Origin of the sequence: Streptomyces tendae (genome assembly GCF_014650435.1) — a bacterium.
In the GTDB taxonomy this organism is placed as follows: domain Bacteria; phylum Actinomycetota; class Actinomycetes; order Streptomycetales; family Streptomycetaceae; genus Streptomyces; species Streptomyces tendae.
The window spans coordinates 1-25593 of record NZ_BMUY01000028.1; the positions used below are offsets into that span (position 1 = coordinate 1).

General features: G+C 71.8%; 26 protein-coding genes. 18 read left to right on the forward strand and 8 right to left on the reverse strand.

From position 1 onward, the window contains the following. Positions 1-109 precede the first annotated feature (109 nt). The 9 genes from IE258_RS39030 to IE258_RS39070 all read left to right on the forward strand — a co-directional run bounded on the left by IE258_RS39030 (position 110) and on the right by IE258_RS39070 (position 7903). On the forward strand, positions 110-757 hold the full coding sequence (locus IE258_RS39030; RefSeq protein WP_189750544.1) for an HAD family hydrolase: 648 nt from the start codon (positions 110-112) through the stop codon (positions 755-757). 69 nt (positions 758-826) lie between these two features. Beyond that, on the forward strand, positions 827-1543 hold the full coding sequence (locus IE258_RS39035; protein ID WP_189750545.1) for a VC0807 family protein: 717 nt from the start codon (positions 827-829) through the stop codon (positions 1541-1543). 23 nt (positions 1544-1566) lie between these two features. Next, positions 1567-2817, forward strand: coding sequence for an MFS transporter (locus IE258_RS39040; protein ID WP_189750546.1), 1251 nt, complete (start codon positions 1567-1569; stop codon positions 2815-2817). After that, on the forward strand, positions 2768-3940 hold the full coding sequence (locus tag IE258_RS39045) for an acetoin utilization protein AcuC (protein WP_159328513.1): 1173 nt from the start codon (positions 2768-2770) through the stop codon (positions 3938-3940). The genes IE258_RS39040 and IE258_RS39045 overlap by 50 nt, the downstream gene beginning before the upstream one ends. Before the next feature lie 227 nt (positions 3941-4167). Then, positions 4168-4983, forward strand: coding sequence for a phosphatase (locus IE258_RS39050; RefSeq protein ID WP_189750547.1), 816 nt, complete (start codon positions 4168-4170; stop codon positions 4981-4983). A gap of 129 nt (positions 4984-5112) precedes the next feature. After that, positions 5113-5325, forward strand: a complete 213-nt coding sequence (locus IE258_RS39055; RefSeq protein WP_004984898.1) for a helix-turn-helix domain-containing protein — start codon at positions 5113-5115, stop codon at positions 5323-5325. 109 nt (positions 5326-5434) lie between these two features. Next, on the forward strand, positions 5435-5533 hold the full coding sequence (locus tag IE258_RS39060; RefSeq protein WP_003948845.1) for a 30S ribosomal protein bS22: 99 nt from the start codon (positions 5435-5437) through the stop codon (positions 5531-5533). Between the two features lie 217 nt (positions 5534-5750). After that, the gene (locus IE258_RS39065; RefSeq protein WP_127896694.1) at positions 5751-6812 is read left to right on the forward strand and encodes an NAD-dependent epimerase/dehydratase family protein; all 1062 of its coding nucleotides are present in this window, start codon (positions 5751-5753) and stop codon (positions 6810-6812) included. Positions 6813-6826: 14 nt separating this feature from the next. Next, positions 6827-7903 carry a lysophospholipid acyltransferase family protein gene (locus IE258_RS39070; protein WP_189750548.1) on the forward strand — a complete coding sequence of 359 codons (1077 nt, stop codon included), beginning with the start codon at positions 6827-6829 and terminating at the stop codon, positions 7901-7903. Positions 7904-7978: 75 nt separating this feature from the next. On the opposite strand, the gene IE258_RS39075 is transcribed toward IE258_RS39070, so the two are convergent. From IE258_RS39075 to IE258_RS39085, 3 genes are all read right to left on the reverse strand, one after another. Further along, positions 7979-9226 carry a DUF5667 domain-containing protein gene (locus IE258_RS39075; protein WP_189750549.1) on the reverse strand — a complete coding sequence of 416 codons (1248 nt, stop codon included), beginning with the start codon at positions 9224-9226 and terminating at the stop codon, positions 7979-7981. A gap of 341 nt (positions 9227-9567) precedes the next feature. Further along, positions 9568-10362 carry an ECF subfamily RNA polymerase sigma factor, BldN family gene (locus IE258_RS39080; protein WP_007443701.1) on the reverse strand — a complete coding sequence of 265 codons (795 nt, stop codon included), beginning with the start codon at positions 10360-10362 and terminating at the stop codon, positions 9568-9570. A 335-nt stretch (positions 10363-10697) separates the two neighbouring features. Beyond that, a complete protein-coding gene (locus IE258_RS39085; protein ID WP_189750550.1) occupies positions 10698-11648 on the reverse strand; it encodes an HAD family hydrolase in 951 nt (316 codons plus the stop codon). A 120-nt stretch (positions 11649-11768) separates the two neighbouring features. Between IE258_RS39085 and IE258_RS39090 the strand changes: the two genes are divergently transcribed. The 5 genes from IE258_RS39090 to IE258_RS39110 all read left to right on the forward strand — a co-directional run bounded on the left by IE258_RS39090 (position 11769) and on the right by IE258_RS39110 (position 17523). Continuing rightward, the gene (locus IE258_RS39090) at positions 11769-12074 is read left to right on the forward strand and encodes a glutaredoxin family protein (protein ID WP_159328624.1); all 306 of its coding nucleotides are present in this window, start codon (positions 11769-11771) and stop codon (positions 12072-12074) included. A gap of 274 nt (positions 12075-12348) precedes the next feature. Next, positions 12349-13122 (forward strand): redox-sensing transcriptional repressor Rex, encoded by a 774-nt coding sequence (locus IE258_RS39095; RefSeq protein WP_189750551.1) that lies wholly within the window; start codon positions 12349-12351, stop codon positions 13120-13122. Continuing rightward, the gene (locus IE258_RS39100; protein WP_189750552.1) at positions 13119-14873 is read left to right on the forward strand and encodes a glutamyl-tRNA reductase; all 1755 of its coding nucleotides are present in this window, start codon (positions 13119-13121) and stop codon (positions 14871-14873) included. The genes IE258_RS39095 and IE258_RS39100 overlap by 4 nt, the downstream gene beginning before the upstream one ends. Next, positions 14870-15829, forward strand: coding sequence for a hydroxymethylbilane synthase (gene hemC, locus IE258_RS39105; RefSeq protein WP_189750553.1), 960 nt, complete (start codon positions 14870-14872; stop codon positions 15827-15829). The genes IE258_RS39100 and hemC overlap by 4 nt, the downstream gene beginning before the upstream one ends. Continuing rightward, a complete protein-coding gene (locus IE258_RS39110) occupies positions 15826-17523 on the forward strand; it encodes a bifunctional uroporphyrinogen-III C-methyltransferase/uroporphyrinogen-III synthase (protein ID WP_189750554.1) in 1698 nt (565 codons plus the stop codon). The genes hemC and IE258_RS39110 overlap by 4 nt, the downstream gene beginning before the upstream one ends. Positions 17524-17628: 105 nt before the next feature. On the opposite strand, the gene IE258_RS39115 is transcribed toward IE258_RS39110, so the two are convergent. Both IE258_RS39115 and IE258_RS39120 read right to left on the reverse strand, forming a co-directional pair. After that, positions 17629-18054 (reverse strand): hypothetical protein, encoded by a 426-nt coding sequence (locus IE258_RS39115; protein ID WP_189750555.1) that lies wholly within the window; start codon positions 18052-18054, stop codon positions 17629-17631. A gap of 146 nt (positions 18055-18200) precedes the next feature. Further along, entirely contained in the window at positions 18201-18905 is a 705-nt protein-coding gene (locus IE258_RS39120; RefSeq protein WP_189750556.1) for a TetR/AcrR family transcriptional regulator, read from the reverse strand. 128 nt (positions 18906-19033) lie between these two features. Between IE258_RS39120 and IE258_RS39125 the strand changes: the two genes are divergently transcribed. Further along, positions 19034-19996: an NAD(P)-dependent alcohol dehydrogenase gene (locus IE258_RS39125; RefSeq protein WP_189750557.1), complete on the forward strand. Its 963-nt coding sequence runs from the start codon at positions 19034-19036 to the stop codon at positions 19994-19996. A gap of 32 nt (positions 19997-20028) precedes the next feature. On the opposite strand, the gene IE258_RS39130 is transcribed toward IE258_RS39125, so the two are convergent. Then, positions 20029-20439, reverse strand: a complete 411-nt coding sequence (locus IE258_RS39130; protein WP_189750558.1) for an SRPBCC family protein — start codon at positions 20437-20439, stop codon at positions 20029-20031. Between the two features lie 55 nt (positions 20440-20494). Next, positions 20495-20956 carry a MarR family winged helix-turn-helix transcriptional regulator gene (locus tag IE258_RS39135; RefSeq protein WP_189750559.1) on the reverse strand — a complete coding sequence of 154 codons (462 nt, stop codon included), beginning with the start codon at positions 20954-20956 and terminating at the stop codon, positions 20495-20497. Between the two features lie 112 nt (positions 20957-21068). On the opposite strand from IE258_RS39135, the gene hemB reads away from it, so the two are divergent. Further along, the gene (gene hemB, locus IE258_RS39140) at positions 21069-22061 is read left to right on the forward strand and encodes a porphobilinogen synthase (RefSeq protein WP_159328526.1); all 993 of its coding nucleotides are present in this window, start codon (positions 21069-21071) and stop codon (positions 22059-22061) included. Between the two features lie 49 nt (positions 22062-22110). Here hemB and IE258_RS39145 read toward each other — a convergent pair whose 3' ends face one another. Continuing rightward, positions 22111-22863: a DUF4232 domain-containing protein gene (locus tag IE258_RS39145; RefSeq protein WP_189750560.1), complete on the reverse strand. Its 753-nt coding sequence runs from the start codon at positions 22861-22863 to the stop codon at positions 22111-22113. A gap of 212 nt (positions 22864-23075) precedes the next feature. Here IE258_RS39145 and IE258_RS39150 point away from each other — a divergent pair, with 212 nt between their 5' ends. After that, positions 23076-24461 carry a helix-turn-helix domain-containing protein gene (locus IE258_RS39150; RefSeq protein ID WP_189750561.1) on the forward strand — a complete coding sequence of 462 codons (1386 nt, stop codon included), beginning with the start codon at positions 23076-23078 and terminating at the stop codon, positions 24459-24461. A 192-nt stretch (positions 24462-24653) separates the two neighbouring features. Beyond that, a complete protein-coding gene (locus IE258_RS39155) occupies positions 24654-25556 on the forward strand; it encodes an SAM-dependent methyltransferase (protein ID WP_189750562.1) in 903 nt (300 codons plus the stop codon). The last annotated feature ends 37 nt before the right edge of the window (positions 25557-25593 follow it).

Genomic DNA, 25593 nt, shown 5'->3' on the forward strand with positions numbered 1-25593 from the left:
TGGTACTGCAGGGGGGACCCTGTGGGAGAGTAGGACGCCGCCGAACAATCATTGCGAGGAAACCCCGCACCGGGAACGGTGCGGGGTTTTCTGCGTTTAGGGTCTCTGTATGCGCTACGACCTGGTTATCTTCGACAACGACGGTGTTCTCGTCGACAGTGAGCCGATCTCCAATCGGCTCCTCGCCGGCTATCTCACCGAGCTGGGGCACCCGACGTCCTACGAGGACTCGCTGCGGGACTACATGGGTGGTGCCATGCACCGCGTGCACGACCTCGTGCTGGAGCGCACGGGCCGGCGACTGCCCTCGGACTTCGACGACGTCTTCCACGGGCGGGTGTTCGCCGCCTTCGAGCGGGAGCTGGAGCCCGTTCCCGGCGCCGTCGATGTCCTGGAGAAGCTTGCCGCGGACGGGGTGGCGTACTGCGTGGCCTCTTCCGGGAGTCACGAGCGGATTCGGACGGGGCATCGCAAGACCGGGCTCGACCGGTGGTTCGACGACGAGCGGATCTTCAGCTCGCAGGACGTGGGGCGGGGCAAGCCGGCGCCGGATCTGTTCCTGCACGCGGCCGAGCGGATGGGCGTGGCGCCGGAGCGGTGTGCCGTGGTCGAGGACAGTCCCCTCGGTGTCCGGGCCGCCGTCGCGGCCGGTATGGACGTGTACGGGTTCACCGCGATGACGCCCGCCGACAAGCTCGCGGGGGCTACTCGACTGTTCGGGGACATGGGGGAGCTGGCCGACCTGGTTCTCGCCTGACAATTGTCATGCGCTGTTCTGGACGGGTGTTTCTACTGCGGGACCCTGTCCGGCCGCGAAGCTGAGTGCATGACCAAGCCTCGTAAGTCCCGGACCGTCGTGTCGCTGCTCCTGGATGTGGCAGTACCCGTCGGGTCGTACTACCTGCTGAAGGGCGCGTTCGGAATGAGCGCGGTCGCGGCGCTCGGCTGGAGCAGTGTCGTGCCCGCGCTGCGCACCGGGTGGGGCGTCCTGAGGCAGCGGGAGGTGAACGCGCTGCCGCTGCTCATCCTGCTGGCCAACCTGGCCGGGCTGCTGGTCGGCTTCGGCACGGGCGACGCCCGGCTGATGCTGGTCAAGGACAGCGCGATCACCAGCCTGGTCGGGTTCGCGCTGCTGGGGTCGGTGCTGCTCGGGCGGCCGATGATGACGGCGACGCTCAAGCCGTGGCTGGTGAAGGGCGACCCGGGCCGGGAGGCGGCCTGGGGGAGGCTGCGGCGGGAGTCGGCGGCGTTCAGGCGGGCGGAGCTGCGGTTCTCGGCGGTGTGGGGGATCGCCTTCATCGGGGAGTGCGCGCTGCGGATCGTGGGGGTCTACACGCTGTCCGTCGACACGATGGTGTGGCTCGGTACGGTCGTCATGATCGTCACGATGGTCGTCGCGTTCGTGGTGAGCGGTGCGCTGGGGGCGGGGCCCATGGTCCACATGATCGGAGCGGCCGGCCCGGAGCACGACGCGGTCCGCGTGGGCGGTGCGGTCCTGGAAGCTGAGAAGAATTCATCTTTGGTTGGATCTACCCACGGGTAAGCCGGAGCTCTACGCTCGCCGCCATGACTGATGTGCTGCGGCACGGCAGGGCCTCGCTCGCGTTCGGCTTCTTCGCCCAAGGCGTCGCCTTCGCGCTGCTGGTGACGCGTATCCCGGCCATCCAGGACCGGTACGGCGTCTCCGACGCGCTGCTGCCCGTCTTCCTGGCCGCCGTGCCGATCCTGGCCGGTGTCGGGAGCGTGGTGAGCGAGCGCCTGGTGCGGCGGGTGCGGCCGAGCCGGCTGCTGCGCTGGTCCCAGCCGGTGGTGCTGCTGGCGCTGCTCGGCGTCGGGGCGGGGGACAGGGTGGCGGTGCTGGCCGTCGCCCTGGCCGTCTTCGGGCTGGCCGTGGGCGCGCTGGACGCGTCGATGAACATGCTCGGGGTGAGCCTGCAACGGGCGTACGGGCGCAGCATCATGCTCGGGTTCCACGCGGCGTACAGCCTGGGCGGGATCCTGGGGGCCTCGCTGGCGTGGGCGGGCGCGCACTGGGACCTGGCGCTGTGGGTGTCGTACCTGCAGGTCGTGGTGCTGCTGTTGCCGGCCGCGCTGGTGGGGAGTCGGTGGTACGTCGACGGGGAACGCGGCGGCGTGGCGGGTGACGCGAGTACGGGGCGAAGCGGGGGCGGAGCCGGTGCGGGCGTCGGCTTCAAGGTGCTGTTGCCGCTGTGCCTGGTGATGACGTTCGCGTACATCGGGGACTCCACCGTCTCCAACTGGAGCGCCAAGTACCTCCAGGACGTGCTGGGGAGTTCGGAGCAGCTGGCCACCGTGCCGTACAACGTCTACATGGTGACCACGCTGGTCGGGCGGGCCGTCGGGGACTTCGGGGTACGCCGGTTCGGTGCCGTGGCGGTGGTGCGGGGTGGGGCGGTCGTCGCGGCCGGCGGGTTCGCCGTGGTGGCGTCGGCGCCGGGGGCCTGGGTGGGGATGCTCGGGTTCACGCTGCTGGGGCTCGGGTTGTGTGTGCTGGTGCCGCAGACGTTCGCGGCGGCGGGGCGGCTGGCGGCGGAGCGGGACGGTCGTCCGGGGGCGTCGGATGCGGCGGTGGCGCGACTCAACGTGTTCAACTACGTCGGCTTCCTGATCGGTTCACCGTTGGTGGGGGCGTTGGGGGATGCCTGGAGTTATCGCGGGGCGATGCTCGTGCCGATGGTGTTGGTGCTGGTGACGGTCGTGTACGCCAGGTCGTTCGAGGCTCAACCGGACCGATACGGTGGCGGGCATGAGCGGCCGCGCACAGCTGATGTGGGACGAGGCAGTAACGGGCTATGACTTTGGACCGGAGCATCCGATGGACCCGGTCCGGCTCGCCCTGACCCGGAGTCTGGTCGGTGCCCTCGGGCTCGACCGGGAGGTGGAGGTCGTCGCGGCGCGCCCCGCCGGGGACTCGACGCTGCGGCTCGTCCACCGCGAGGACTACATCGACGCGGTGAAGGCGGCGTCGGCCGATCCCGGGGCGGCTGACGTGTCGTACGGGCTCGGGACGATCGACGATCCGGCCTTCGCGGGGATGCACGAGGTGTCCGCGCTGATCGCCGGGCAGTCGGTGGGGGCGGCGGAGGCGGTGTGGCGCGGGGACGCGCTGCACGCGGTGAACTTCGCGGGCGGGCTGCACCACGCGATGCCGGGGGCGGCGTCCGGGTTCTGCGTGTACAACGACGCGGCGCTGGCGATCGCGCGGCTGCTGGAGCTGGGCGTGGAGCGGGTCGCGTACGTGGACGTCGACGTGCACCACGGGGACGGGGTGCAGGCGGCGTTCTGGGAGGACCCGCGGGTGCTGACGGTGTCGCTGCACGAGCATCCGGCGACGCTGTTCCCGCAGACCGGGTGGCCGGAGGAGACGGGAGCGGACCGCGCCGAGGGGTCGGCCGTGAACGTCGCGCTGCCGGCGGGGACCGGGGACGCGGGGTGGCTGCGGGCGTTCCACGCGGTGGTGCCGGAGGTCCTGGCGGAGTTCCGGCCGCAGGTGCTGGTGACGCAGCACGGTGCCGATACGCACTTCGAGGATCCGCTGGCGCATCTGGCGGTGTCGCTGGACGCGCAGCGGGCGGTGCAGGTGGCGTGTCACGAGCTGGCGCACGAGTACGCCGGGGGGCGGTGGGTGGCTCTCGGGGGCGGGGGCTACGCCGTGGTGGAGGTGGTGCCGCGGTCGTGGGCGCATCTGGTGGGGGTCGCGGCGGGGCGGCCGGTGGAGCCGGAGACGGTGATCCCGGAGGGGTGGCGGCAGGAGGTGTATGCGCGGACGCGGCAGCTGGGGCCGATGCGGATGACTGATGGGCGGTGGCCGGTGTCGTACGCCTCGTGGGAGGCGGGGTACGACCCTGCGGATCGGGTGGATCAGGCGGTGCGGGCGGCTCGGCGGGCGGTGTTTCCGTTGCGGGGGCTTTTGCCGTAGGGGTTTCTCGGGGGGCGTTTTCCGGTTGCCCGGTGTTGGTGCGGGGCGGGGGCGGTGCGCTGCCCGGCGGTGCGGGGTGCCGCTGCGCCCACCCGTGCCGCCCCAGCGGCACGACTGCCCGCAGCTAGGGCGGCGGCGATTGCCCGCAGTTACCTGGCTACGCCGACCGTGGGTAGATTCTGCCGTTTTCTGCTCCGCTCGCCGAGCGGCACGGCAGCATCGGGGGTGTGCTGACCCGTGGAGCTCTTCGGGCTCATCTTCTTGATGTTCGGCTGGCCGGCGTAGTGGCGACCTCTCGGGAGGTGAGTCTGCGGAGTTACCGGTTGTTCGCCGCCCGGGATCCCCGGGCGCTGATCGGGATCGATCCGGAGCGGGACTGGGGGCCGCGGGAGCTGCTCGGGCTGATGGCGGAGAGGTGCGGGGTTTCGGCCGATCCGCGTGATGTCTCCGGCCAGGACGTCATCGACCCGGACCGGACCCTCGCGGCGCTGGACGCGTTCGCCGACCGGCTCGCGGCGGTCGCCGGGCGTCGCGCTCCGGTGCTGCTCGGCACCGGGCACCCGCATCGACTGCTCGGTTTCTACGTCGCCTTGGCCGAGGCGCTGTCGGCGGCGGGATGTGCTGTCCTCACCCCGGCGAAGGGTCGCTGTGTCGACATAACGACCCGGTTCGGTCTACGCACGCACAACCTCGACTATGTCCGCGGAGTCGCGTTGGTGCGGGAGCCCGGTGCCGGGCGCGCCGGTGGTGAGCCCGGCGCGCACACGCACTCGCCGCTGCCGGTTCGGGTCGCGCTGGCTGCCGCGGCCGAGGGCGGTGGACCGCTGCCCGAGTTGGTGATCGGGGACCACGGGTGGGCCTGCGGGGCAGGTCAGCTGGGGTTCGAGGCCATCGGGCCGGCCGATACGGACGATCCCGCGGTCTTCGTCGGGCAGGCCGAGGGGCGCGTGTCCGTCGCCGTTCCACTTGATGACGCTGTGCGGTCCGAGTACTACCGACCGCTTACCCGCTACGTACTCAATCGGGCGTGTCTGTCACGGTAGGGAAGCGATGGGTGCACCTCTTCCCCATTCGCATCACCCGCCCCTACATTGGGGAGTGAGCACGCAGCGACGAAGAGTCACCGGAAGGGGAAGCCGGTGGCCGTCGAGTGCGGAAGGTTCAGGTGTGTCATGGCTGCAGCTGGCGAAAGGCCTCTGAACGAGGTTCAGTTCCTTACCGTGGCGGAGGTCGCCTCGGTGATGCGTGTGTCCAAGATGACCGTGTACCGGTTGGTGCACAGCGGTCATCTGCCCGCGATCCGGGTGGGACGGTCGTTCCGTGTCCCGGAGCAAGCGGTTCACGAGTACCTCCGCGAGAGCTACGTGGGGGTGGAAACGGCCTGACGGCCCTCGATTACGACCTCAGCGCTCGGACCGGTAGGCTGGCCCCTCGTAGGTCGTGTGGGCCCATGGCGCTCACCAACCGAGTGATGAGAAGTGAGCGAGGACTGTCGTGGGCTCTGTTATCAAGAAGCGGCGTAAGCGGATGGCCAAGAAGAAGCACCGCAAGCTGCTGAAGCGCACGCGCGTTCAGCGTCGCAACAAGAAGTAAGCGACGCTGCGCCGTCGGCGTGGTCTGTGGCCCCCCACCGCATTCGGTGGGGGGCCACAGTCGTTCGGCCGTCGTCGTTCGGCCACAGTCGTCCGGGCGTCGTTTTTCGTCATGCGCCGCGTCCTGCGGTCATCACCGCGCAACACCTACCGGCTAAGTTGGCCCGCAGACGGGGAACGCGGCAGGCTGTGGAGCAGGCGGAAGGAAGGCGCTGATCTTGGGCAAGGTCGTGCTCGTGACCGGAGTGGCCCGGCAGCTGGGCGGCCGGTTCGTCCGGCGCGTCCAGCGTGATCCCGACGTGGACCGGGTGATCGGCGTGGACGCCGTCGCGCCCGAGCACCATCTGGGCGGCGCGGAGTTCGTCCAGGCGGACATCCGGCAGTCGGCCATCGGGCGGGTGCTGGCCCAGACCCGTGCCGACACGGTCGTGCACCTGGACGTGACGGGCACGCCGCTGGGCAGCGGCAGCCGGGCCTCGGTGAAGGAGACCAACGTCATCGGCACGATGCAGCTCCTCGGCGCCTGCCAGAAGTCGCCGACCGTGCGTCGGCTCGTGGTGAAGTCCAGTACGAACGTCTACGGGTCCGCCCCGCGCGACCCGGCGGTCTGCGTCGAGACCACGGCGCCCAAGTCCCTGCCCAGCGGCGGCTTCGCCAAGGACGCGGTCGAGGTCGAGGGGTACGTGCGGGGGTTCGCGCGCCGTCGGCCGGACGTGTCGGTGACCGTGCTGCGGTTCGCCAACATCCTCGGTCCGGCCGCGGACACGCCGCTCGCCTCGTACTTCGGACTGCCGGTGCTGCCGACGGTGTTCGGCTACGACCCGCGGCTGCAGTTCGTGCACGAGGACGACGTGATCGCGGTGCTGCGGGTCTGCGCGGACGAGCCGCGGCGGGGCACGCTGAACAGCGGGACCTTCAACATCGCCGGGGACGGTGTGCTGCTGCTCTCGCAGTGCTCGCGCCGCCTCGGCCGTCCCACGGTGCCGTTGCTGCTGCCGGCGGTCACCTGGGCGGGTTCGCTCGTGCGTACGCTGGGGATGACGGACTTCTCCCCCGAGCAGATCCGGCTGCTCACCCACGGGCGGGTGGTGGACACCACGCAGATGCGCGAGACGCTGGGCTTCCGGCCGAAGTACTCCACGGCGGAGGCGTTCGCGGACTTCGCCCGCGGCCGCGGTGCCGGGCTGCTGCCGCCCGAGGCCCTCGCGGGGGCCGTCGACCGGATCGCGGAGCTGTCGCTGCGGGGCAGCGGTCACCTTCCGACGCAGAGCGCCAACTGAGGAGCGCATCAACGATGGCGGACGCCAAGGTCATTCCGTTCGACGACGACCGGTCGCGGGGGAGCCGCGGCGCGGGGAGCCGGCGCAGGGGCAGTGCGGCCGAGTCGGCGCCGGTGGGCGAGGGTCCGGGGGGCGAGGTGCAGCCGCTGCCCGTACGGGGGGCCGCCGCCCAGGGCCCCGCTGCCGAGCCGGACGAGTCGCCCGGGGCCCGGCCGACGGCGGAGGGCGGCGGAGAGGACGGCGGCGGGGACGGCGGCCTGGAGCGGCGCGTCGCGGCCGGCCTGTCCTTCCTGCGCCGTCGGCTCACGGGGGACTACGAGGTCGACGACTTCGGCTACGACGCCGAGCTGACCGACCAGGTGCTGATGTCCCTGCTGCGCCCGATGTACGAGAAGTACTTCCGGGTCGAGGTGAAGGGCGTGGAGAACATCCCGGCCCAGGGCGGTGCGCTGATCGTCGCCAACCACTCCGGGACGCTGCCGCTGGACGGACTGATGATGCAGGTCGCCGTGCACGACCACCATCCGGCCGACCGGCACCTGCGGCTGCTGGCGGCGGACCTGGTGTTCGTGCTGCCGGTGGTCAACGAGCTGGCACGCAAGCTGGGCCACACCCTGGCCTGCGCCGAGGACGCCGAACGGCTGCTGGCGCAGGGCGAGCTGGTAGGCGTGATGCCGGAGGGCTTCAAGGGCATCGGCAAGCCCTTCGGCGAGCGCTACAAGCTCCAGCGCTTCGGACGGGGCGGCTTCGTCTCCACGGCCCTGCGGCAGGGTGTGCCGATCGTGCCGTGCTCGATCGTCGGGGCGGAGGAGATCTACCCGATGATCGGCAACTCCAAGACCCTGGCGCGGCTGCTGGGCTTCCCGTACTTCCCGCTCACGCCGACCTTCCCGTGGCTGGGGCCGCTGGGCGCGGTGCCGCTGCCGACGAAGTGGACGATCCAGTTCGGTGAGCCGATCCCGACGGACGGCTACGCCCCGGAGGCGGCCGAGGATCCGGTGCTGATGTTCAACCTGACCGACCAGGTGAGGGAACAGATCCAGCACACGCTCTACAAGCTGCTGGTGCAGCGACGGTCGGTGTTCTTCTGACCGGCGGCACGACGGTGTTCCTCTGACGGCCTTACGACGGTGGGGCGCCCCCGGTGTCGGGGCGCCCCACCGTGTTCAGTCCGCGTCCTCCGCCTCGATGCCCAGGCCGGGCAGGAGGCCCGGGAGGAGGGGCGGGAGGGTGACGTCCGGCTCCGCGGGCGGGGTGTTGCCGCCCGCGGGCGGGGAGGCGGTGCCGCTGTCGTCCTTCGGCGGGTCGAGGAGGCCGCCGGTGCCGCCGCCGAGCAGGCCGTCGCTCTCGTCGCCGGAGTCGGCGGACTCGCTGGGCCGGCCGGACTGGGACCGTCCGCGTTCGGACGTGCCGTCGTCACCCGTGCGGGGCGGCGACGAGTGGCCGGAGCCGGGGGTGTCGGTGGTCGTCGAGCCGGAACCGCCCGGCAGACCGCCGTCTCCGCCGTCCTCGTCCTCGGCGGGCGGCCGGGGCAGCATGGACTCCAGCGGAGCCACGTCGTCGTCTATGGCGTCGAACACCGACGACACCTGCTCACTGACGTCACCGAGCTGCACGGGCAGCCGCTCGCGCAGTGCTCCCCAGGTCTCCCGGTGGGACTGGGAGAAGGCGGAGAGGGCCTGCATGGGGGCCAGCGAGTCGGGATCGTGGGCGTAGGCCGCGCTGAGCAGGCGGTGGCCCTCGGAGGCGTCGTGCCGCATGCCGGACAGGGCGCGGCGGACCTCGCCGAGGGACTCGTGGTCGAGGGGGCCGCTGCGGCCGCGTTCCATCAGCCGGCGTGCCTCGCTGAGCCGGGTCGAGGCGAGGTCCAGGTAGGCGCGGCCCCGCTCGTCGTTGCCGTCGGCGAGGCCGAGGCGGAAGTCCTCTATGCCGCGCTTGAGTCCGTAGAGCGAGTCGCCGGGCAGGGCGTCCGAACTGGCCGCGGCCACTCCGCCGAAGGCCCCGGCGGCCACGCTCACGCTCAGTCCGCCCGCGGTGAGGCCCTTGGCCAGCCGCGAGCGGGGCCGGAACCTGCTCAGCGGGGCAGCCCGATGGGCGCCGCGCGCCCGACGCTGCTCCGGTACCGACGTGTCCGTCGCCCCGCCGCTCGCGGTGCCCTCCTGCAGCATGGCCTCGAAGGCGGCCACGAGCTGGGCCCGCTGGACGACCTTGACCTCGGGGTCCAGCTTGGGCCGGGGCAGCGTCTCCAGACCATGGGCGAGGGTCACCAGGCGACCCTGCTCGGTCGGTTCCGCGGTGGCCCCGGCGGTCGCCGGCCCTCCGGACTGCTCGGCCGCCGCCCCGGGGTCCGACTGCTCCTCCAGGGCCTGGGCGAAGGCGTTCGCCCGCCGGTGTGCCGATACGTTCGCGATCACTGGCGGCACCTCCTCTCGTCATCACGGTCGACTCCCCAGGGGGTCCTGAGGGTTGCACGCCCGGGTCGGAACCATCCGATCGGGTGATCGGGGTCGGCCAGGGGGTGACCACAGGGAGCCTGCATCCCGCACAACGAGCGGCGCGGCACTTGGGTTACGGACGGCGGATGCTCGGACGGCGGACTCAACAGACTTTCACCGGCGGTGACTTGGGGAACGCGAAGGGTGAGCGCCAGTCGTGGGTGCCGACGGCAAGCGCTCCTCGGCGGGCGTCTCTCAGCGGCCCTTCTCGGTGGCCTCTCTCAGCGGTGTCCCTCAGCGGCCTCTCTCAGCGGCTTCTCTCAGCGGGCGTCGTCCGGGAGCAGTCGGGCGAGGGTCCGCACGGCCCGGTACTGGAGCGTCTTGATGGCGCCCTCGTTCTTGCCCATGACACGGGCGGTCTCGGCGACCGAGAGGCCCTGGAGGAAGCGCAGGGTCACGCATTCCTGCTGTTGCGGGTTGAGCCGTCGTACCGCCTCCAGCAGTGCGGCGTTGGAGAGCGACTCCAGGACGGAGTCCTCGGGGGAGCGCTCGACCTCGTTGGCGTCGAGCATCTCGCCGGTGGTGACCTCGAGGCGGAAGCGGCTGGACTTGAAGTGGTCGGCGACCAGGTTGCGGGCGATGGTCACCAGCCAGGCGCCGAAGTCGCGCCCCTGCCAGGTGAAGGTGCCGATGCGCCGCAGGGCCCGCAGGAAGGTCTCGCTGGTGAGGTCCTCGGCGGTGGCCTTGCCCCCCACGCGGTAGTAGATGTAGCGGTACACGGTGTCGCTGTACTGGTCGTAGAGCCGGCCGAAGGCGTCGGCCTCACCGGCCTGGGCCCGCTCGACCAGCTCCATCATGCGGGCGCTGTCGCTGTCCGCGGCGGGGCGGCGGTGGGTGGTGGCGGCGGCCCCGGACGAGGACGACCGCGCTCGTCTGCCGACGGCGGCGCTTCCTTCGGCCAGTGCGTAGCACGGACCGGCGGGCACGGCGGCCGCGGCGAGGGCGGGGACGGCATACGCGGTGGGGACGAAGCCGCGCAACAGGTCTTGGGCTGATTTGACCGTTGCGCGCAGCGTAGCCAGGCCCGAGGCGTCAACCCCGACGTGTGGGTACACGGGACTCCCAGAGGCAGAGCTTCCATCACGTGCAGTACGGAACCATTCACCCGTCGTAGCGAAGGTGGGGCACCGGAATGCGTCTGAGGAGAATAACGCTTCGTGCAGGCACTGCTACGCCCAGTTGCTCAAATCATCGATTACGTCGCTTCTGTGCCCGATTGACGCTCGATCAGCTGCGCCAGAATGATCGCTTGATGACCGGAACGGTTCGAATTCCGGGTGACTACAGAGCGTGTTGTGGCCGATGTGAGTACAGGGGACTGGAGAGCCCCTCCGGGGGGTACGTCATCCCGATTGGGTCAACGGCTTGGTCGACTCGGTCGACGACCGGGTCAACGGCGGCGGCGGTGCAGCGCGATGGCCGCCGCGGTGCCGCCCGCCACCGCGCCGACGCCCGCGGCCGCGGGGATGCCGACCTTGGCCGCCTTGCGCCCGGTGCGGTAGTCGCGCAGCCGCCACTCCAGCTCGCGGGCGTGCTTGCGCAGCTTGGAGTCCGGGTTGATGGCGTACGGGTGTCCGACCAGCGACAGCATCGGGATGTCGTTGTGCGAGTCGCTGTAGGCGGCGCAGCGGGAGAGGTCCAGGTGCTCCGCCGTGGCCAGCGCCCGGACCGCCTCCGCCTTCGCGGGGCCGTGCAGCGGTTCGCCGACCAGCTTGCCCGTGTAGACGCCGCCGATCGACTCGGCCACCGTGCCGAGCGCACCGGTCAGGCCCAGGCGGCGGGCGATCACCTGGGCGATCTCCACCGGGGCCGCCGTGACCAGCCAGACCTTCTGCCCGGCGTCCAGGTGGGCCTGGGCGAGGGCGCGGGTGCCGGGCCAGATCCGCTCGGCCATGTACTCGTCGTAGATCTCCTCGCCGATCGACTTCAGCTCGGAGACGCGGTGGCCCTTGACGATCGAAAGTGCCGAGTCGCGGGCGTCCTGCATGTGCTCCGGGTCCTCGAACCCGGCCAGCCGGAACCACGCCTGCTGCCAGGCGAAGCGGGCCAGGTCGCGGGTCTCGAAGAACTTCCGCTTGTACAGGCCTCGGCCGAAGTGGAAGATCGCGGCGCCCTGCATGACGGTGTTGTCGAGGTCGAAGAAGGCGGCTGCTCTGTCGTCGCCGTGCACCGGGAACTCCGGCTCCGCGGCACCGGAGTCCGGGGCGGCTTCCAGGGGGGTCTCGGCGAGCTCGGCGGCCTCTGCGGACTTGCGCGCCGCCTCCGCCGAGGCCTCGCCTGCCAACACGCTCCGCGCCGTGGCGGAGCGCCTACGGGGAGTGAGCCATCGAAGAGCGGCCATGCCCGTGAGCATAGCCAGTTTGTTCGGGTGCTTCGGAGTCGAGAGGTTCGCGTGCCGTGAACTCTGGGCGACCGTGCCGTTAAACGGCCTCCCGGCGAGGGGGCGCCCGTGCGCGCGAGAATGGCCGGCATGAGTCCCCTCTTCCGCCGGAAGCCCACGCAGCCCCCTGAGCACTCCGAGAACCATCTCGTCACCCTCATCCGCAAACCCGGCTGTCATCTGTGTGATGACGCACAGCTCGTCGTCGAGAAGGTCTGTGCCGAGCTCGGCGTCCCCTGGGAGGAGAAGGACATCACCGAGGACCGCGGGCTCCACGACCAGTACTGGGAACAGATTCCGGTCGTCCTGGTCGACGGACGGCAGCACACCTTCTGGCGTGTGAACGAGGAACGGCTGCGCAAGGTACTGACCGATCAGTACAAGTAGTCCGTATGGTCGCTTAGGATCGATGGCGACCAGGTCTCGGGGGCGTTGATCGTGAGGAGTGTGTGCGGCTTTGCCCCCGATGAGTGAGGAACGAGGGCCTGTACGCGCCGGTTCCCGTCCCGTGCGCCGGGGGCGCGTGACCCCGGTCACGTTGGCCGGGCAAATCGGACACCATCTTTGTGCACGCGTTCACAAAGACATAGCCTGCATTCGACGGGGCGGTCATGTAGGGACGTATGACCGCCTACAGCCCCGCTCTACCCGCAGGAGCACCGTGGCAACTGGCCGAACACACCGACCGGCGACCCGCAGCCGAGGGATTCCCGAGGCCACCGTCGCCAGGCTTCCGCTGTACCTCCGCGCACTGACGGCGCTCTCCGAGCGCTCGGTGCCCACGGTCTCGTCCGAGGAGCTGGCGGCCGCCGCGGGGGTCAACTCCGCGAAGCTGCGCAAGGACTTCTCCTACCTGGGCTCCTACGGGACGCGCGGTGTCGGCTACGACGTCGAGTATCTCGTCTACCAGATCTCCCGCGAACTCGGCCTGACCCAGGACTGGCCGGTTGTGATCGTAGGAATCGGTAACCTCGGTGCCGCGCTCGCCAACTACGGCGGCTTCGCGTCCCGCGGTTTCCGCGTGGCCGCGCTCATCGACGCCGACCCGTCGATGGCCGGAAAGCCCGTCGCCGGCATCCCGGTGCAGCACACCGACGAGCTGGAGAAGATCATCCAGGACGACGGTGTCTCCATCGGTGTGATCGCGACCCCCGCCGGCGCCGCCCAGCAGGTCTGCGACCGCCTCGTGGCCGCCGGTGTCACCTCCATCCTGAACTTCGCGCCGACGGTACTGAACGTCCCCGAGGGCGTCGACGTGCGCAAGGTCGACCTCTCCATCGAGCTGCAGATCCTCGCCTTCCACGAGCAGCGCAAGGCGGGTGAGGAGGCCGCGGGCGACGCGGATGCCGTGCCGCCCGTCGCCGCACGCAAGCAGCAGCAGCCCTCCACCGACCAGGGACCCGACGGGGACGTGCCCGCCGTGATGCCGGCATGAGTCTCCTCGTCGTCGGGCTGAGCCACCGCAGCGCGCCGGTCAGCGTGCTGGAGCGGGCGTCCCTGAACGCGGGCGCGCAGCTCAAGCTGCTCCAGGACACGGTCGCCGCCGAACCGGCTACCGAGGCCGCGGTGCTGGCCACCTGCAACCGCATCGAGCTGTACGCCGACGTGGACAAGTTCCACGCCGGTGTCGCCGAGCTGTCCACGCTGCTCGCCCAGCACAGCGGGGTCGGCCTGGAGGAACTCACTCCGTACCTCTACGTGCACTACGAGGACCGGGCCGTCCACCATCTGTTCTCGGTGGCCTGCGGGCTGGACTCGATGGTGGTCGGCGAGGGGCAGATCCTCGGCCAGATAAAGGACTCGCTGGCCCGCGCCCAGGACCTGCACACCGCCGGACGGCTGCTGAACGACCTGTTCCAGCAGGCGCTCCGGGTCGGCAAGCGTGCCCACTCCGAGACCGGCATCGACCGCGCCGGACAGTCCCTGGTCACCTTCGGCCTGGAGCAGCTGTCCGCCGGAGCCGACGTCCAGCAGTGGGCCCGGGGCAAGCGGGCGCTGGTCATCGGCGCCGGTTCGATGTCCTCGCTGGCCGCCGCGACGCTGGCGCGCGCGGGGGTCGCCGAGATCGTGGTCGCCAACCGCACCTTCGAGCGCGCCGAGCGGCTCGCCCGGATCCTGTCCGAGGGCGACGACACGGACGTGCTGGCCCGCGCGGTACCGATGGACTCGGTGCCGGGCGAGCTGACACGTGCCGACGTGGCCGTTTCCTGCACGGGCGCGACCGGGCTGGTCCTCACGGCCGACGCGGTGGTGGCCTCGGTGGAGGGCCGTACCGGCGCCCCCGCCGTCGCGGACACCGCCGTCGCGGACGCCGCCGTACGGGAAACCGCCGTACGGGAGACGGCCGTACGGGAAGCCGGTGAAACGCCACTGCCGGGTGCCGGGAGTGCCGCCGACGAGAACTGCCCCCTCGACCTGTCCTCCGTGTCCTCCGTCCCCTCCGGCTTCTCCGTCATGGGCGAGGCCGCCGTGGCCGGCATGGACGCGGCGACGCTGGAGCAGCACGGGGCGTGGGCCGCGGGCGGTACGGCGGTGGACCGGACGCGCGAGACGGGCCGGAGCGGTCCGGAGGCGGACACCGAGCTGATCGGCGCCCTCGCCGCGACGGCGACCCGCGTCGGCCGCATCCCCGAGCGCCGCCGTCCGGAACCGGTCGTCGAGGTGCCGCGCCCCGAGCCCGTGCTCTTCCTACTCGACCTCGCGATGCCGCGGGACGTCGACGCCGCCGTGCACCGGCTGGCCGGGGTGCGCCTGGTGGACATCGAGTCGCTCGCCGACGCCTCGGCCGACGCACCGATGGCCGCCGACGTGGACATGGTCCGCCGGATCGTCGCCGACGAGGTCACGGCGTTCGGCGCCGCCCAGCGCGCCGCGCACATCACGCCCACCGTGGTGGCGCTGCGCAGCATGGCCGCGGACGTGGTGGCCGGTGAGATCGCCCGCCTGGAGGGGCGGCTGCCGGGGCTCGACGACAAGCACCGCGCCGAGATCACCCAGACCGTCAAGCGTGTGGTCGACAAGCTGCTGCACGCGCCGACGGTGCGGGTCAAGCAGCTCGCCGCCGAACCCGGCGGTGCCGGGTACGCGGACGCGCTGCGCACCCTGTTCGACCTCGACCAGGAAACGGTGGCCTCCGTCTCCCGCGCCGAGAACAGCACCACTGAGAAGAACCGAGGGCCGGCATGACTGAGAAGGCACTGAGGCTGGGGACCAGGCGGAGCAAGCTCGCCATGGCCCAGTCCGGGCAGGTGGCGGACGCCGTGAGCCAGGTGACCGGTCGGCCCGTTGAGCTGGTCGAGATCACCACGTACGGCGACACGTCGCGGGAGCACCTGGCGCAGATCGGCGGCACGGGCGTGTTCGTCGCCGCGCTGCGCGACGCGCTGCTGCGGGGTGAGGTGGACTTCGCGGTTCACTCGCTCAAGGACCTCCCCACCGCGCAGCACGAGGGCCTGGTGGTGGCCGCGATTCCGGAGCGCGAGGACCCGCGGGACGTGGTCGTCGCCCGGGACGCGCGCAAGCTGACCGACCTCCCGCGCGGGGCGCGCATCGGTACCGGAGCGCCGCGCCGCATGGCGCAGCTGAACGCGTACGCCCGCACCCACGGGATGGAGATCGAGACGGTCCCGATCCGGGGCAACGTCGACACCCGCGTCGGATACGTCCGCAGCGGTGAACTGGACGCCGTCGTACTGGCCGCCGCCGGGCTCAACCGGGTCGGCCGCATCGACGAGGTGACCGACTTCCTGTCGGTCGACACGGTTTTGCCGGCCCCCGGCCAGGGGGCACTGGCGATCGAGTGCGCGGCGGACAACGCCGCGCTGATCGCCGCGCTCGCCGAACTCGACGACCCGTTCACGCGGGCCGCCGTAACGGCCGAGCGGTCACTGCTCGCCGCCCTGGAAGCCGGCTGCAGCGCACCTGTGGGCGCGCTGGCCGACCTTCTGGCCGACGGGCAGATTGTCAAGGAAATGCGCCTGCGCGGCGTCGTCGGCACGACCGACGGCTCGACGCTGGTGCAGCTGTCCACCACCGGTCCCGTGCCCGAGACGCACGAGGCGGCGCTGGCACTCGGTCGCGAACTCGCCACCGAGATGCTCGCCCAGGGCGCGGCCGGTCTGATGGGGGAGCGAGCACAGTGAGCCCCACCACCCTTCCCGCCGGTCCTGAACACGGGCACGTCACCTTCCTCGGTGCCGGACCCGGAGATCCGGGACTGCTGACTCTGCGCGCCGTCGAGGCGCTGGCGCACGCGGACGTCCTCGTCGCCGAGCACGAGGTGCTCGACGTCGTACGCACGCACGCGAAGCAGGGCGTGTCCGAAGTGCACACGGATGCCGATCCGTCGGATCCGGGCACAGGCGCGCCCCAGCTGACGGTAGTTGACGGTGCGTCAACGACCCTCGGCGCCCCCGCTGTGCGGGATGCCGCACATCTTGTCATGGAGGCCGCGCGGGGCGGCAGGCGGGTCGTGCGTGCGGTGACCGGGGACCCCGGGCTCGACGCGTACGCCGCCGAGGAGATGCTGGCCTGCGCCGCGGCCGGGGTGCCCTTCGAGGTGGTCCCCGGCATCGCGAACGCCGTCGGCGTGCCCGCGTACGCCGGTGTGCCGCTGCGGGACGCCCAGGGCGCGGACGTGCGCTTCGTGGACGCCCGTACGGCGTCGGACCGCTGCTGGACCGAGGTGGGCGCCTCCGACGGCACGGTGGTCGTGTCGACGACGCTGGACTCGGTGGCCGCGGCGGCCGGTGAGCTGGTGTCGGCGGGCCGCAAGCCGGACACCCCGCTGACGGTGACCATCGCCGGTACAACGACGCGGCAGCGCACCTGGTCCGCCACGCTCGGCACGGTCGCCCAGACCCTGAAGCAGGCGAAGGTGCTGCCGTCCCCGGACGGCGGCCGCCCGGTGATAGCCGTGGTCGGCGAGCGCTCCGCCCCCGCCCGGCGCGACCAGCTCTCGTGGTTCGAGTCCAAGCCGCTGTTCGGCTGGAAGGTCCTCGTCCCGCGCACGAAGGAGCAGGCGGCTTCGCTCTCCGACCAGCTGCGGTCCTACGGGGCCGTCCCCAGTGAGGTCCCGACCATCGCGGTGGAGCCGCCCCGTACCCCGCAGCAGATGGAGCGGGCGGTCAAGGGCCTGGTGACGGGCCGCTACGAATGGATCGCGTTCACGTCGGTCAACGCGGTGAAGGCGGTCCGCGAGAAGTTCGAGGAGTACGGCCTCGACGCCCGCGCCTTCGCCGGCATCAAGGTCGCGGCGGTCGGCGAGCAGACGGCCAACGCCCTCATCGCCTTCGGCGTCAAGCCGGACCTGGTCCCGAGCGGCGAGCAGTCGGCCGCCGGTCTCCTGGAGGACTGGCCGCCCTACGACCCGGTCTTCGACCCGATCGACCGTGTCTTCCTGCCCCGCGCCGACATCGCCACGGAGACCCTGGTCGCCGGTCTGATCGAGCTGGGCTGGGAGGTCGACGACGTCACCGCGTACCGCACGGTGCGCGCCTCGCCGCCGCCGGCCACGACCCGGGAGGCCATCAAGGGCGGCGGCTTCGACGCGGTGCTCTTCACGTCGTCGTCCACGGTCCGCAACCTGGTCGGCATCGCGGGCAAGCCGCACAACGTCACGGTGATCGCCTGCATCGGCCCGGCGACGGCCAAGACGGCCGAGGAACACGGGCTGCGCGTCGACGTGATGTCCCCCGAGCCGTCGGTCACCAAGCTGGCGGAGGCCCTGGCCGACTTCGGCCTGCGCCGCCGGGCGGCGGCGCTGGAGGCGGGGGACCCGGTGACCCGGCCGAGCGAACGGCGCCCGGGGTCACGGAGACGGCGGTCCTCGACCTGAGGTGAAAGAACGGGGCGCCCCTGGAATCAGGGGTGCCCCGTCGTCGTTTCGCGGATCAGGTCCCGCCGGGCCGTTCGCCGCCCGAGGCGGGCTGGGCCGGTGCCTCTACCAGACCGCCGCGCCGCAGTCCTCGGCGCCGGTCGTGTAGTTCCACAGGCAGACGCGGGAGCCGGCGTTGTCGCCGTTCCAGTGGTAGCCGGTCGAGTTCTTGGAGTTCAGGATCCAGTACGAGTAGGACACGGCCGTCCAGCCGTATCCGCCCGAGCCGACGCGCTTGCGCTGGAGGACGAAGAGGCACTCGTTGTTGTTCCAGGACTGTCCGACGGCCTGTACGTCGCCGTCGGAGCGCCTGTTCAGCCATGCCTTGCACTGCCCGGCCACCGCGTCCGCGCCGGGGACGTAGCCCGAGGCGGACGCCTCGGACTGGCCGGTCTGGGCAGGTGCGGCCTGCGCCGTGCCACCGGCGAGGAGCGCCGTCGTGGCAGCCACGGCGGTGCCGATCGCGGCGGCGTGTGTACGGAGTCGACCCATGGTTCCCCCTTGGTCGTGGTCGGTGAGGTACGTGCTGATCCTGCCAACGCGACCTACGTGAACACGTCAAACGAGGGGCTGACTTCCTCTCCAACGAGGGCGGTAGTCCGGCGGTGGTAGGCGGCGGTCGTCACCGGGCGTCTCGGTCATGGCCGCACGGTAGCCGTCCGCACCGGCAGTGGTCGGTGCAGGCCCGACAGGTCCAGTGGTGGGGCCGGGGGCAGTGGGGCCGGGCGGGACGGCGGGTGGGCCTGGAAGGACTGGAAGAGGTAGGTGAGGAGACGGCGGGCGGCGGGGAGCGCGGTTTCGGGGGGCTGGGCCGCCAGGCCGCTCACCGCGAGGAGGAGCAGGGAGATGTCGGCGGGGGCGAAGTCCTCGCGGAGCTGGCCGGCGTCGCGGGCGCGCTGGACGAGGTGCGCCAGGCGCTCCTCGGCGCAGGCGCGTTCCCGGTCGTAGTGCAGGGCTTCGGGGAAGCCGGCCATGAAGACCGTTTCGAAGCCGTGGTCGGTGACGAGTGTGGTGCAGACCTTTTCCAGGAGCGTGTACAGGCCGTGGCCCGGGTTCGGGTCGGCCATGGCCTCCTCGAACGCGCTCGCGCACACGGCCAGCTGGTCCTCGAAGGCGGCGGTGACGAGCGCCGAGCGGGTGGGGAAGCGGCGGTAGAGGGTGGCCACGCCGACGCCGGCCCGGCGGGCGACCGCGCTCATCGGGGCGTCCACGCCCCGCGCCGCGAAGACCTCGCGCGCGGCGTCCAGGACGCGTTCCCGGTTGCGGCGGGCGTCGGCGCGCAGCTCCGCCGGGGCCTCGCCGGCCGCCGGAGAGGGCGGCTTGTGAGAGGGCTGGTCAGGCATTGCTTCTCACTTCCGGAGTAAGTGGAGGGTCTCGTCCACTTATGACCCTAGCGTGAACGCAGGCGTGGACGCGGGCCTCGCCTCCGCGCTTCCCGAGCGCGATGTGGATCTGGAGACATGGGTGAGACATGGGTGAGATGAAGGCGGTTCTCTTCGACCGTTACGGCCCTCCCGAGGTGCTCTACGTCGGGCGGCGGCCGGTGCCGGCCATCGGCCCCGACGAGGTGCTGGTGCGCGTCCTCGCCGCCGGGGTCAACGGCGGCGACCTGCACGACCGGGCCGGCAAGGTGCGCCTGGTGACCGGGCGGGCCTTTCCCAAGGGGTGCGGCATCGACTTCGCGGGGGAGGTCGCCGAAGTCGGTGCGGCCGTCACCGGGGTGCGGGAGGGGGAGCGGGTGTGGGGGCTGCTGGGGCGTCGTACCGGCAGCATGGCCGAATACGTCGCCGTCAGCCCGCGGCGGATCGCGTCCGCCCCCGCGAACCTCACGCCGGAGGAGGCCGTCTCGCTGCTCGCGGGCGCGACCACGGCGCTGACCGCGCTGCGCGACAAGGCCGCCCTGCAACCCGGCGAGCGGCTTCTGGTGCGGGGTGGGAGCGGCGGCGTCGGCAGTGTCGCCGTGCAGGTCGGCAGGCTGCTGGGGGCACACGTCGTCGCGCTCGCCGGTGCGAAGAACCTCGACTTCGTGCGGGGGCTGGGGGCCGAGGAGGCGCTGGATCACCGGACGACTCCGCTGTCCACCCTCGGCCGTTTCGACGTCGTCCTCGACACCGTGGGCACCGAGCAGGCCCGGGTGCGGCGGCTGCTGGCGCCGGGCGGGCGTATGGTCGCCGTCGCTCCCGACCTCGACCGGCCGCTCGCATGGCTCGGTACCGTGCTCGGCTCCGTCGCGCACGGGAGGGGGCGGATCCGCTTCTTCAGCGGCAACCCCGAGGGCGCGCTGCTCGCCGAGGCCGCCCGGCTCGCCGAGCACGGCGACCTCGTCCCCGTCGTCGACACCGTCCACCCGCTCGACCGGGCCGCCGACGCCCAACGCGCCCTGGAGGCCGGGGGCGTCCGGGGCAAGCACGTCGTGCGGGTCACCGTCGCGTAGGTCCCGGGGCCGCGACGGGGCCGCGACGGGTCCTAGGCGGACTCCAGCAGCTCCTTCAGCCGGGCCAGGTCGGCGGTGACCATGGCCGCGTCGCGCTCGAAGTCGGCGTCGGACGTCCCCGGCTGTCGGCGGAGGGTGAACACCACCTCGCTCGCCGTGCCGTCGGCGATGACGCGGACCGGGTTGTGGACGGTCTGCCCGGAGGGCAGCGTGACGTGGTGGTCGAGTACGCCCAGGTCGTTGGGCGGGGTGAAGGTCACGGTGACCCGGCCCATGGGGGCGGACTCCGCGACCCAGTGGTCCGCCCGCTTCTCGATGGACGTGCCGAGGCCGTGGGCCCACGCGGGCAGGTTGGCCGGATTCGAGGCGTAGGCGTAGACGTCGGCCGCGGCGCGGTCGATGTGGACGCCGAGGTGGCGTGACTCCTTGCTCGTGCTGTTCATGCCGGTGACGGTAGCGGGCCGCCGTCGCCGTCGCCTTGAAGGAATCGGACACCCCTCAGTGGTGCCAGGCCCGGCCGCCCGTGTTGTGGATGAAGCGCTGGAGCACCTTCATGGTGGTCAGGTAGTCCTCGTCGGGGATTCCGGTGTGGCGTTCCGTCCACAGGTCGTCCTGGAGGGCGGCTGCCTTCTCGAAGAACGTCCTGCCCTCCGGGGTCAGGGAGAGCAGGCCGTCGGAGGCGGTCTCGGTGATCCAGCCCGCCGCGATCGTCGCGTCGATCTCCGACTCCATCGCCTCCGGGCCGGCATCGAGGTAGTTCCGCAGGAGGCCGGAGACCTCGGCGCGGGTCTTCGGGGTGTCGGCACGGGCGACTTGGGCGAGGACCCACCACTGGGGCTGGGTCGTGCCGAGCTCGGCCAGGGCCGCCCGGGTTCGGGTGACGACGGCTTTGTACGCCGCCCAGCTCCAGTAGCCGATGGGCTGGCGGATCAGTTCGGCGTCGCTGTGTGAGTAGTCCATGGCGTCGACCGTAGAAGCTGAAGTTTGGTTGAGGTCAAGCGTGGCGGGGGCCGGTCCGGGGCCGACTCCCCGTCGGCAAAGGCACGGGTGGGGCGGGCGTAGCGTAGGTGGTATGACGACGTACGGATCCTTTCCCGGCACCCGGCCCCGGCGGCTGCGTACCACCCCCGTGATGCGTCGGATGGTCGCCGAGACCCGGCTGCACCCCGCCGACTTCATCCTCCCCGCCTTCGTCCGTGAGGGCGTGAGCGAGCCGGTGCCGATCGGGGCGATGCCCGGGGTCGTGCAGCACACCCGGGACACCCTGAAGAAGGCGGCCGCGGAGGCGGTGGAGGCCGGGGTCTCCGGGATCATGCTCTTCGGGGTGCCGGAGGACGGGAAGAAGGACGCCGCGGGGACGGCGGGCACCGACCCCGACGGGATCCTGCAGGTCGCGCTGCGCGACGTGCGGGCCGAGGTCGGGGACGAGCTGCTCGTGATGTCCGACCTCTGTCTCGACGAGTTCACCGACCACGGTCACTGCGGGGTGCTCGACGACCAGGGGCGCGTGGACAACGACGCCACCCTGGAGCGGTACGCCGAGATGGCTCAGGTCCAGGCCGACGCGGGCGCCCATGTCGTCGGGCCCAGCGGGATGATGGACGGGCAGATCGGCGTCGTCCGTGATGCCCTCGACCAGATCGGGCGGGAGGACGTCGCGATCCTCGCGTACACCGCCAAGTACGCCTCCGCCTTCTACGGGCCCTTCCGGGAGGCCGTCGGCTCGTCGCTCAAGGGCGACCGCAAGACCTACCAGCAGGACTCCGCCAACGCGCGGGAGTCGCTGCGGGAGTTGGCGCTGGACCTGGAGGAGGGCGCCGACATGGTGATGGTCAAGCCCGCCGGTCCCTACCTGGACATCCTCGCCAAGGTCGCCGAGGTCTCGGACGTACCCGTCGCCGCCTACCAGATCTCCGGCGAGTACTCGATGATCGAGGCCGCCGCCGAGAAGGGCTGGATCGACCGCGACCGGGCCATCCTGGAGAGCCTCACCGGGATCAAGCGGGCGGGCGCGCGCAACATCCTGACGTACTGGGCAACCGAGGTCGCTCGCACACTGCGCTGAGCGACCTGTGCCGGCCCTTCGTGCACGGGGTGCGGGTGCGCTGACCCCTTCAGTACTCGAGGGCGTTGGACGCGTCGGTCTGCCAGTAGGTGACCGTCAGCGCGGTGTCGACGTACACACCGCCGGCGGGCAGCTTGACCGTGGCGATGGAGCCGTCCTCGAAGGGGATGGTGAGGGTGTTCGTCTCGTAGCCGTTCTCGCCGCTGCCGTCGCCGGAGGACAGCCGTACGCCCGCGTAGCCGGACTCGCCGGGCGCCAGCGTCGTCAGCGACTGCGGCTTGCTGGACTCCGCGACCGGCGGCACCGACTGGGCCTCGCCGAACCGCGCCGCCGGGTACTGCGGCAGCGCGCACGTCTTCGAGCCGGTGTTGGTGGCGGTCAGCAGCAGGTGGTTGATCGGGCGGGGGGCGTTCGCCGCGGTGATCCGTACGTCGGACGCGGAGCACTCGCCGGGGACGTCCGAGTCGGAGCCGTCGGAGTTGTCGGACCCTTCGTCGGCTCCGGTTCCGGAGCCGGAGTTCGAACCGGAGCCGGAGTCCGACGCGTTGCCGTTTCCGGCGGAGCCATTGGAGCTGTTGGAACCCTTGGAGCCCGTGGAGCCGGTGGAGCCCGTCTCACCGGTGTCGCCCTTCGCGCCGCCCGCCGGCCGGGCGCTGTTCCCGTCCGCCGGTGCGGAGGCGGTGGATTCGGGCGCCGGGGAGCCGGTGAGCTCGTCGCCCTCGCAGGCCGTCAGGGAGAGTGCGGCCAGCGCGACCGTGGTGGCGGCGAACAGACGGGTACGGGTGATGCGGCGTGCGGACATGGAAGGTCCCCCTTGGGATGCGAGAGTTGGGGCGAGCCGCTCGACCGTCCGGCGGGAGCGGCTGCTTGGATGACCACAGCTTGCGGTGCTGATCGTCCCGGCCGCCAGCGATGGGGGAGCATGCGGGACGGTGGGACGCCAGGAACGCTCTGACCTGCGGGAACGGCGTCCCTCTGGGATGCGGTACGGGGATGCGAGAAGAGGGAGGAACGGTGGCGGGGGACGACTTCGCGGCGCTGCTTCGGGAGCTGAAGGAGCGGTCCGGGCTCAGTTACGGGGCACTCGGCAAGCGGCTGCACATGAGCGGCTCGACCCTGCACCGGTACGTCAGCGGGGAGGTGGTTCCGGTCGAGTTCGCGCCCGTCGAACGCCTCGCCCGGGTCTGCCGGGCGACGCCCGACGAACTGCTCGAACTCCACCGCCGTTGGATCCGCGCGGACGCGCTGCGCGGCGTGAAGAAGGACGAGCCCGAGGGGGCCGACGAGAGCGGCGGGAGCAGGGAGAGCGAGGGGACCGGAACCAAGGGGATCGAGGGCGCCGAGAGCGCGGTAGCGGACAGCGCCGCGTCGGCCCCGACGCCGTCGGAAGCGCCGTCCGCTCCGGAGGCCGGCCCCGTACCGGTCACCCCACCAGCCCCGGACGCCACCCCCGTACCTGGCAGCACCCCGCTCGCCCCCGACGCCTCCGGTCCGGCCCGGCGCCGGGTGCCGCGCGCCGCCCTCTACGCCGCGACCGGCGTCGTCGCCGTCAGCGCCGCGGTGGCGCTCGTGGCCAACCTCGTGTCGAGCCCGGACGACGACGGCCGGCGCGGTCCTGCCGGAGCCGTCGCGCAGTCCTCCGCGTCGGTGTCCGGGACCGCGACCGGGCCGGGATCCCCGAGCCCGAGCGCGTCCACGTCCTCACCGTCCGCCTCCGCCTCCGCGTCCCCGTCCGGAGCCTCCCCGGCCTCACCGTCCCGTCCGGCCACCGCCCCGCCGAGCCGCCAGGCACCCGCCGCCGGGCCCCCGCTCACCGTGTCGACCACCCCGTACTACTGGGACGTGCCCTGCGACCACGCCTTCCTGGTCGACCGCAGCCCGAAGAACGTGCCCAAGCCCCCGCCCCAGCAGGACGCCGTCGGCTGGGCCACCCCCCTCAACGCGGTCTCCGCGAACCGGCAGACGGTGGTCCTCACCGTGCAGGGCACCGGCCCGGAGACGGTGGTCCTGGAGGACCTGCACGTGCGGGTGAAGAGCAGCGGAACGCCGCTGGACTGGGACCAGTACGTGATGGGCAACGGCTGCGGCGGCCAGGTGCACGTCACCGCCTTCGACGTCTCGCTCGACCTCGGCACGCCGACGGCCACGCCGATCGGGGGCCAGCGGGACTTCCCGTACAGCGTCAGCGAGTCCGACCCCGAGGTCTTCCAGGTCGCCGCGCACACCAGCGGCCACGACGTCAGCTGGGAGCTGGAACTGGAGTGGTCCAGCGGAGGCCGGCACGGCACGACGCGCATCGACGACAACGGCAAGCCGTTTCGCACCAGCGCCTCCCGGGACGACTCCTACTACGCGTACCCCCTCGGCAGCGACGCCTGGGAGCTGGTCGAGGGAGGCTGAGGCGGGCCGGGGCGCGGCACCGGGACGGACGGCAGGGCATCGGGGGACCGGGACGGACGGCAGGGCATCGGGGGACCGGGACGGACGGCAGGGCATCGGAGCACCGGGCGGCGGCAAGTGCGGCCGGGGGATAGGTTGTTGACCACACGACCGGTTCGCTTCGTCAGGCGACATCCGAAAGGTGGGACGCGCATGCCCGGTGACGCCCTCAGCCAGGACCCCGCGGAGCTGCGGAGGAGGATCGACAGCAGCAAGGCGCACCCGGCGCGGGTCTACGACGTCTTCCTCGGCGGCAAGGACCACTACCCCGCCGACCTCGCCGCCGCGGCCGCCGGGCTCGCCGCCAACCCGCGGGGCTACCTCGACGTACGGCACAACCGCGACTTCCTGCGGCGTGCGGTGACCGCGCTCGCCCGCGAGGACGGCATCCGGCAGTTCCTCGACATCGGCACCGGGCTGCCGACCGCCGAGAACGTGCACCAGATCGCCCAGCGCATCGCTCCCGAGTCGCGGGTCGTCTACGTCGACAACGACCCGGTCGTGCTCGCCCACGCCCGTGCCCTGCTCACCAGCGGTCCCGAGGGGCGCACGGACTACATCGACGCCGACCTGAAGAGCCCGGCGCGGATCCTCGAACAGGCCGCCGAGACCCTGGATCTCAGCCGCCCCGTCGCCCTCTGCCTGGTCGCCATCCTGCACTTCGTCGAGGACGAGGAGGCGTACCCGATCGTCCGCGAGCTGATGGACGCGCTGCCCGCCGGCAGCCGGCTCGTCCTCAGCCACCTCACGGAGGACCTCAACCCGGAGAACATCCGCGCGGTCCAGCGGACGTACACGGAACGGGGGTTCACCTTCGTGCTGCGGTCCCGCAAGGACGTCGAGCGCTTCTTCACCGAGACCGGTCTGGAGCTGGCCGAGCCGGGGGTCGTCCCCGTGCACCACTGGCGGCAGGACCACGCGGCACCGGTGCCGGAGCAGCCGGAGGCGTCGTACCTCGCCGAGCTCGACGACATCGAGAAGGTCCGCTACAAGGACATCAACGACGTCACGGACGCGGACATCAACGTGTACGGCGGTCTGGGCGTCAAGGGCTGAGCGTCAAGGGCTGACGGCTCTGCGCTCGGAACCCCGC

Bases quoted from the DNA above. Each gene is read 5' to 3' on its own strand.
- IE258_RS39030 (WP_189750544.1), top strand. From the start codon at position 110: ATGCGCTACGACCTGGTTATCTTCGACAACGACGGTGTTCTCGTCGAC.
- IE258_RS39035 (WP_189750545.1), top strand. From the start codon at position 827: ATGACCAAGCCTCGTAAGTCCCGGACCGTCGTGTCGCTGCTCCTGGAT.
- IE258_RS39040 (WP_189750546.1), top strand. From the start codon at position 1,567: ATGACTGATGTGCTGCGGCACGGCAGGGCCTCGCTCGCGTTCGGCTTC.
- IE258_RS39045 (WP_159328513.1), top strand. From the start codon at position 2,768: ATGAGCGGCCGCGCACAGCTGATGTGGGACGAGGCAGTAACGGGCTAT.
- IE258_RS39055 (WP_004984898.1), top strand. From the start codon at position 5,113: ATGGCTGCAGCTGGCGAAAGGCCTCTGAACGAGGTTCAGTTCCTTACC.
- IE258_RS39070 (WP_189750548.1), top strand. From the start codon at position 6,827: ATGGCGGACGCCAAGGTCATTCCGTTCGACGACGACCGGTCGCGGGGG.
- IE258_RS39085 (WP_189750550.1), bottom strand. From the start codon at position 11,648: ATGGCCGCTCTTCGATGGCTCACTCCCCGTAGGCGCTCCGCCACGGCG.
- IE258_RS39090 (WP_159328624.1), top strand. From the start codon at position 11,769: ATGGCCGGCATGAGTCCCCTCTTCCGCCGGAAGCCCACGCAGCCCCCT.
- IE258_RS39100 (WP_189750552.1), top strand. From the start codon at position 13,119: ATGAGTCTCCTCGTCGTCGGGCTGAGCCACCGCAGCGCGCCGGTCAGC.
- hemC (WP_189750553.1), top strand. From the start codon at position 14,870: ATGACTGAGAAGGCACTGAGGCTGGGGACCAGGCGGAGCAAGCTCGCC.
- IE258_RS39115 (WP_189750555.1), bottom strand. From the start codon at position 18,054: ATGGGTCGACTCCGTACACACGCCGCCGCGATCGGCACCGCCGTGGCT.
- IE258_RS39120 (WP_189750556.1), bottom strand. From the start codon at position 18,905: ATGCCTGACCAGCCCTCTCACAAGCCGCCCTCTCCGGCGGCCGGCGAG.
- IE258_RS39125 (WP_189750557.1), top strand. From the start codon at position 19,034: ATGGGTGAGATGAAGGCGGTTCTCTTCGACCGTTACGGCCCTCCCGAG.
- IE258_RS39130 (WP_189750558.1), bottom strand. From the start codon at position 20,439: ATGAACAGCACGAGCAAGGAGTCACGCCACCTCGGCGTCCACATCGAC.
- IE258_RS39135 (WP_189750559.1), bottom strand. From the start codon at position 20,956: ATGGACTACTCACACAGCGACGCCGAACTGATCCGCCAGCCCATCGGC.
- hemB (WP_159328526.1), top strand. From the start codon at position 21,069: ATGACGACGTACGGATCCTTTCCCGGCACCCGGCCCCGGCGGCTGCGT.
- IE258_RS39145 (WP_189750560.1), bottom strand. From the start codon at position 22,863: ATGTCCGCACGCCGCATCACCCGTACCCGTCTGTTCGCCGCCACCACG.
- IE258_RS39155 (WP_189750562.1), top strand. From the start codon at position 24,654: ATGCCCGGTGACGCCCTCAGCCAGGACCCCGCGGAGCTGCGGAGGAGG.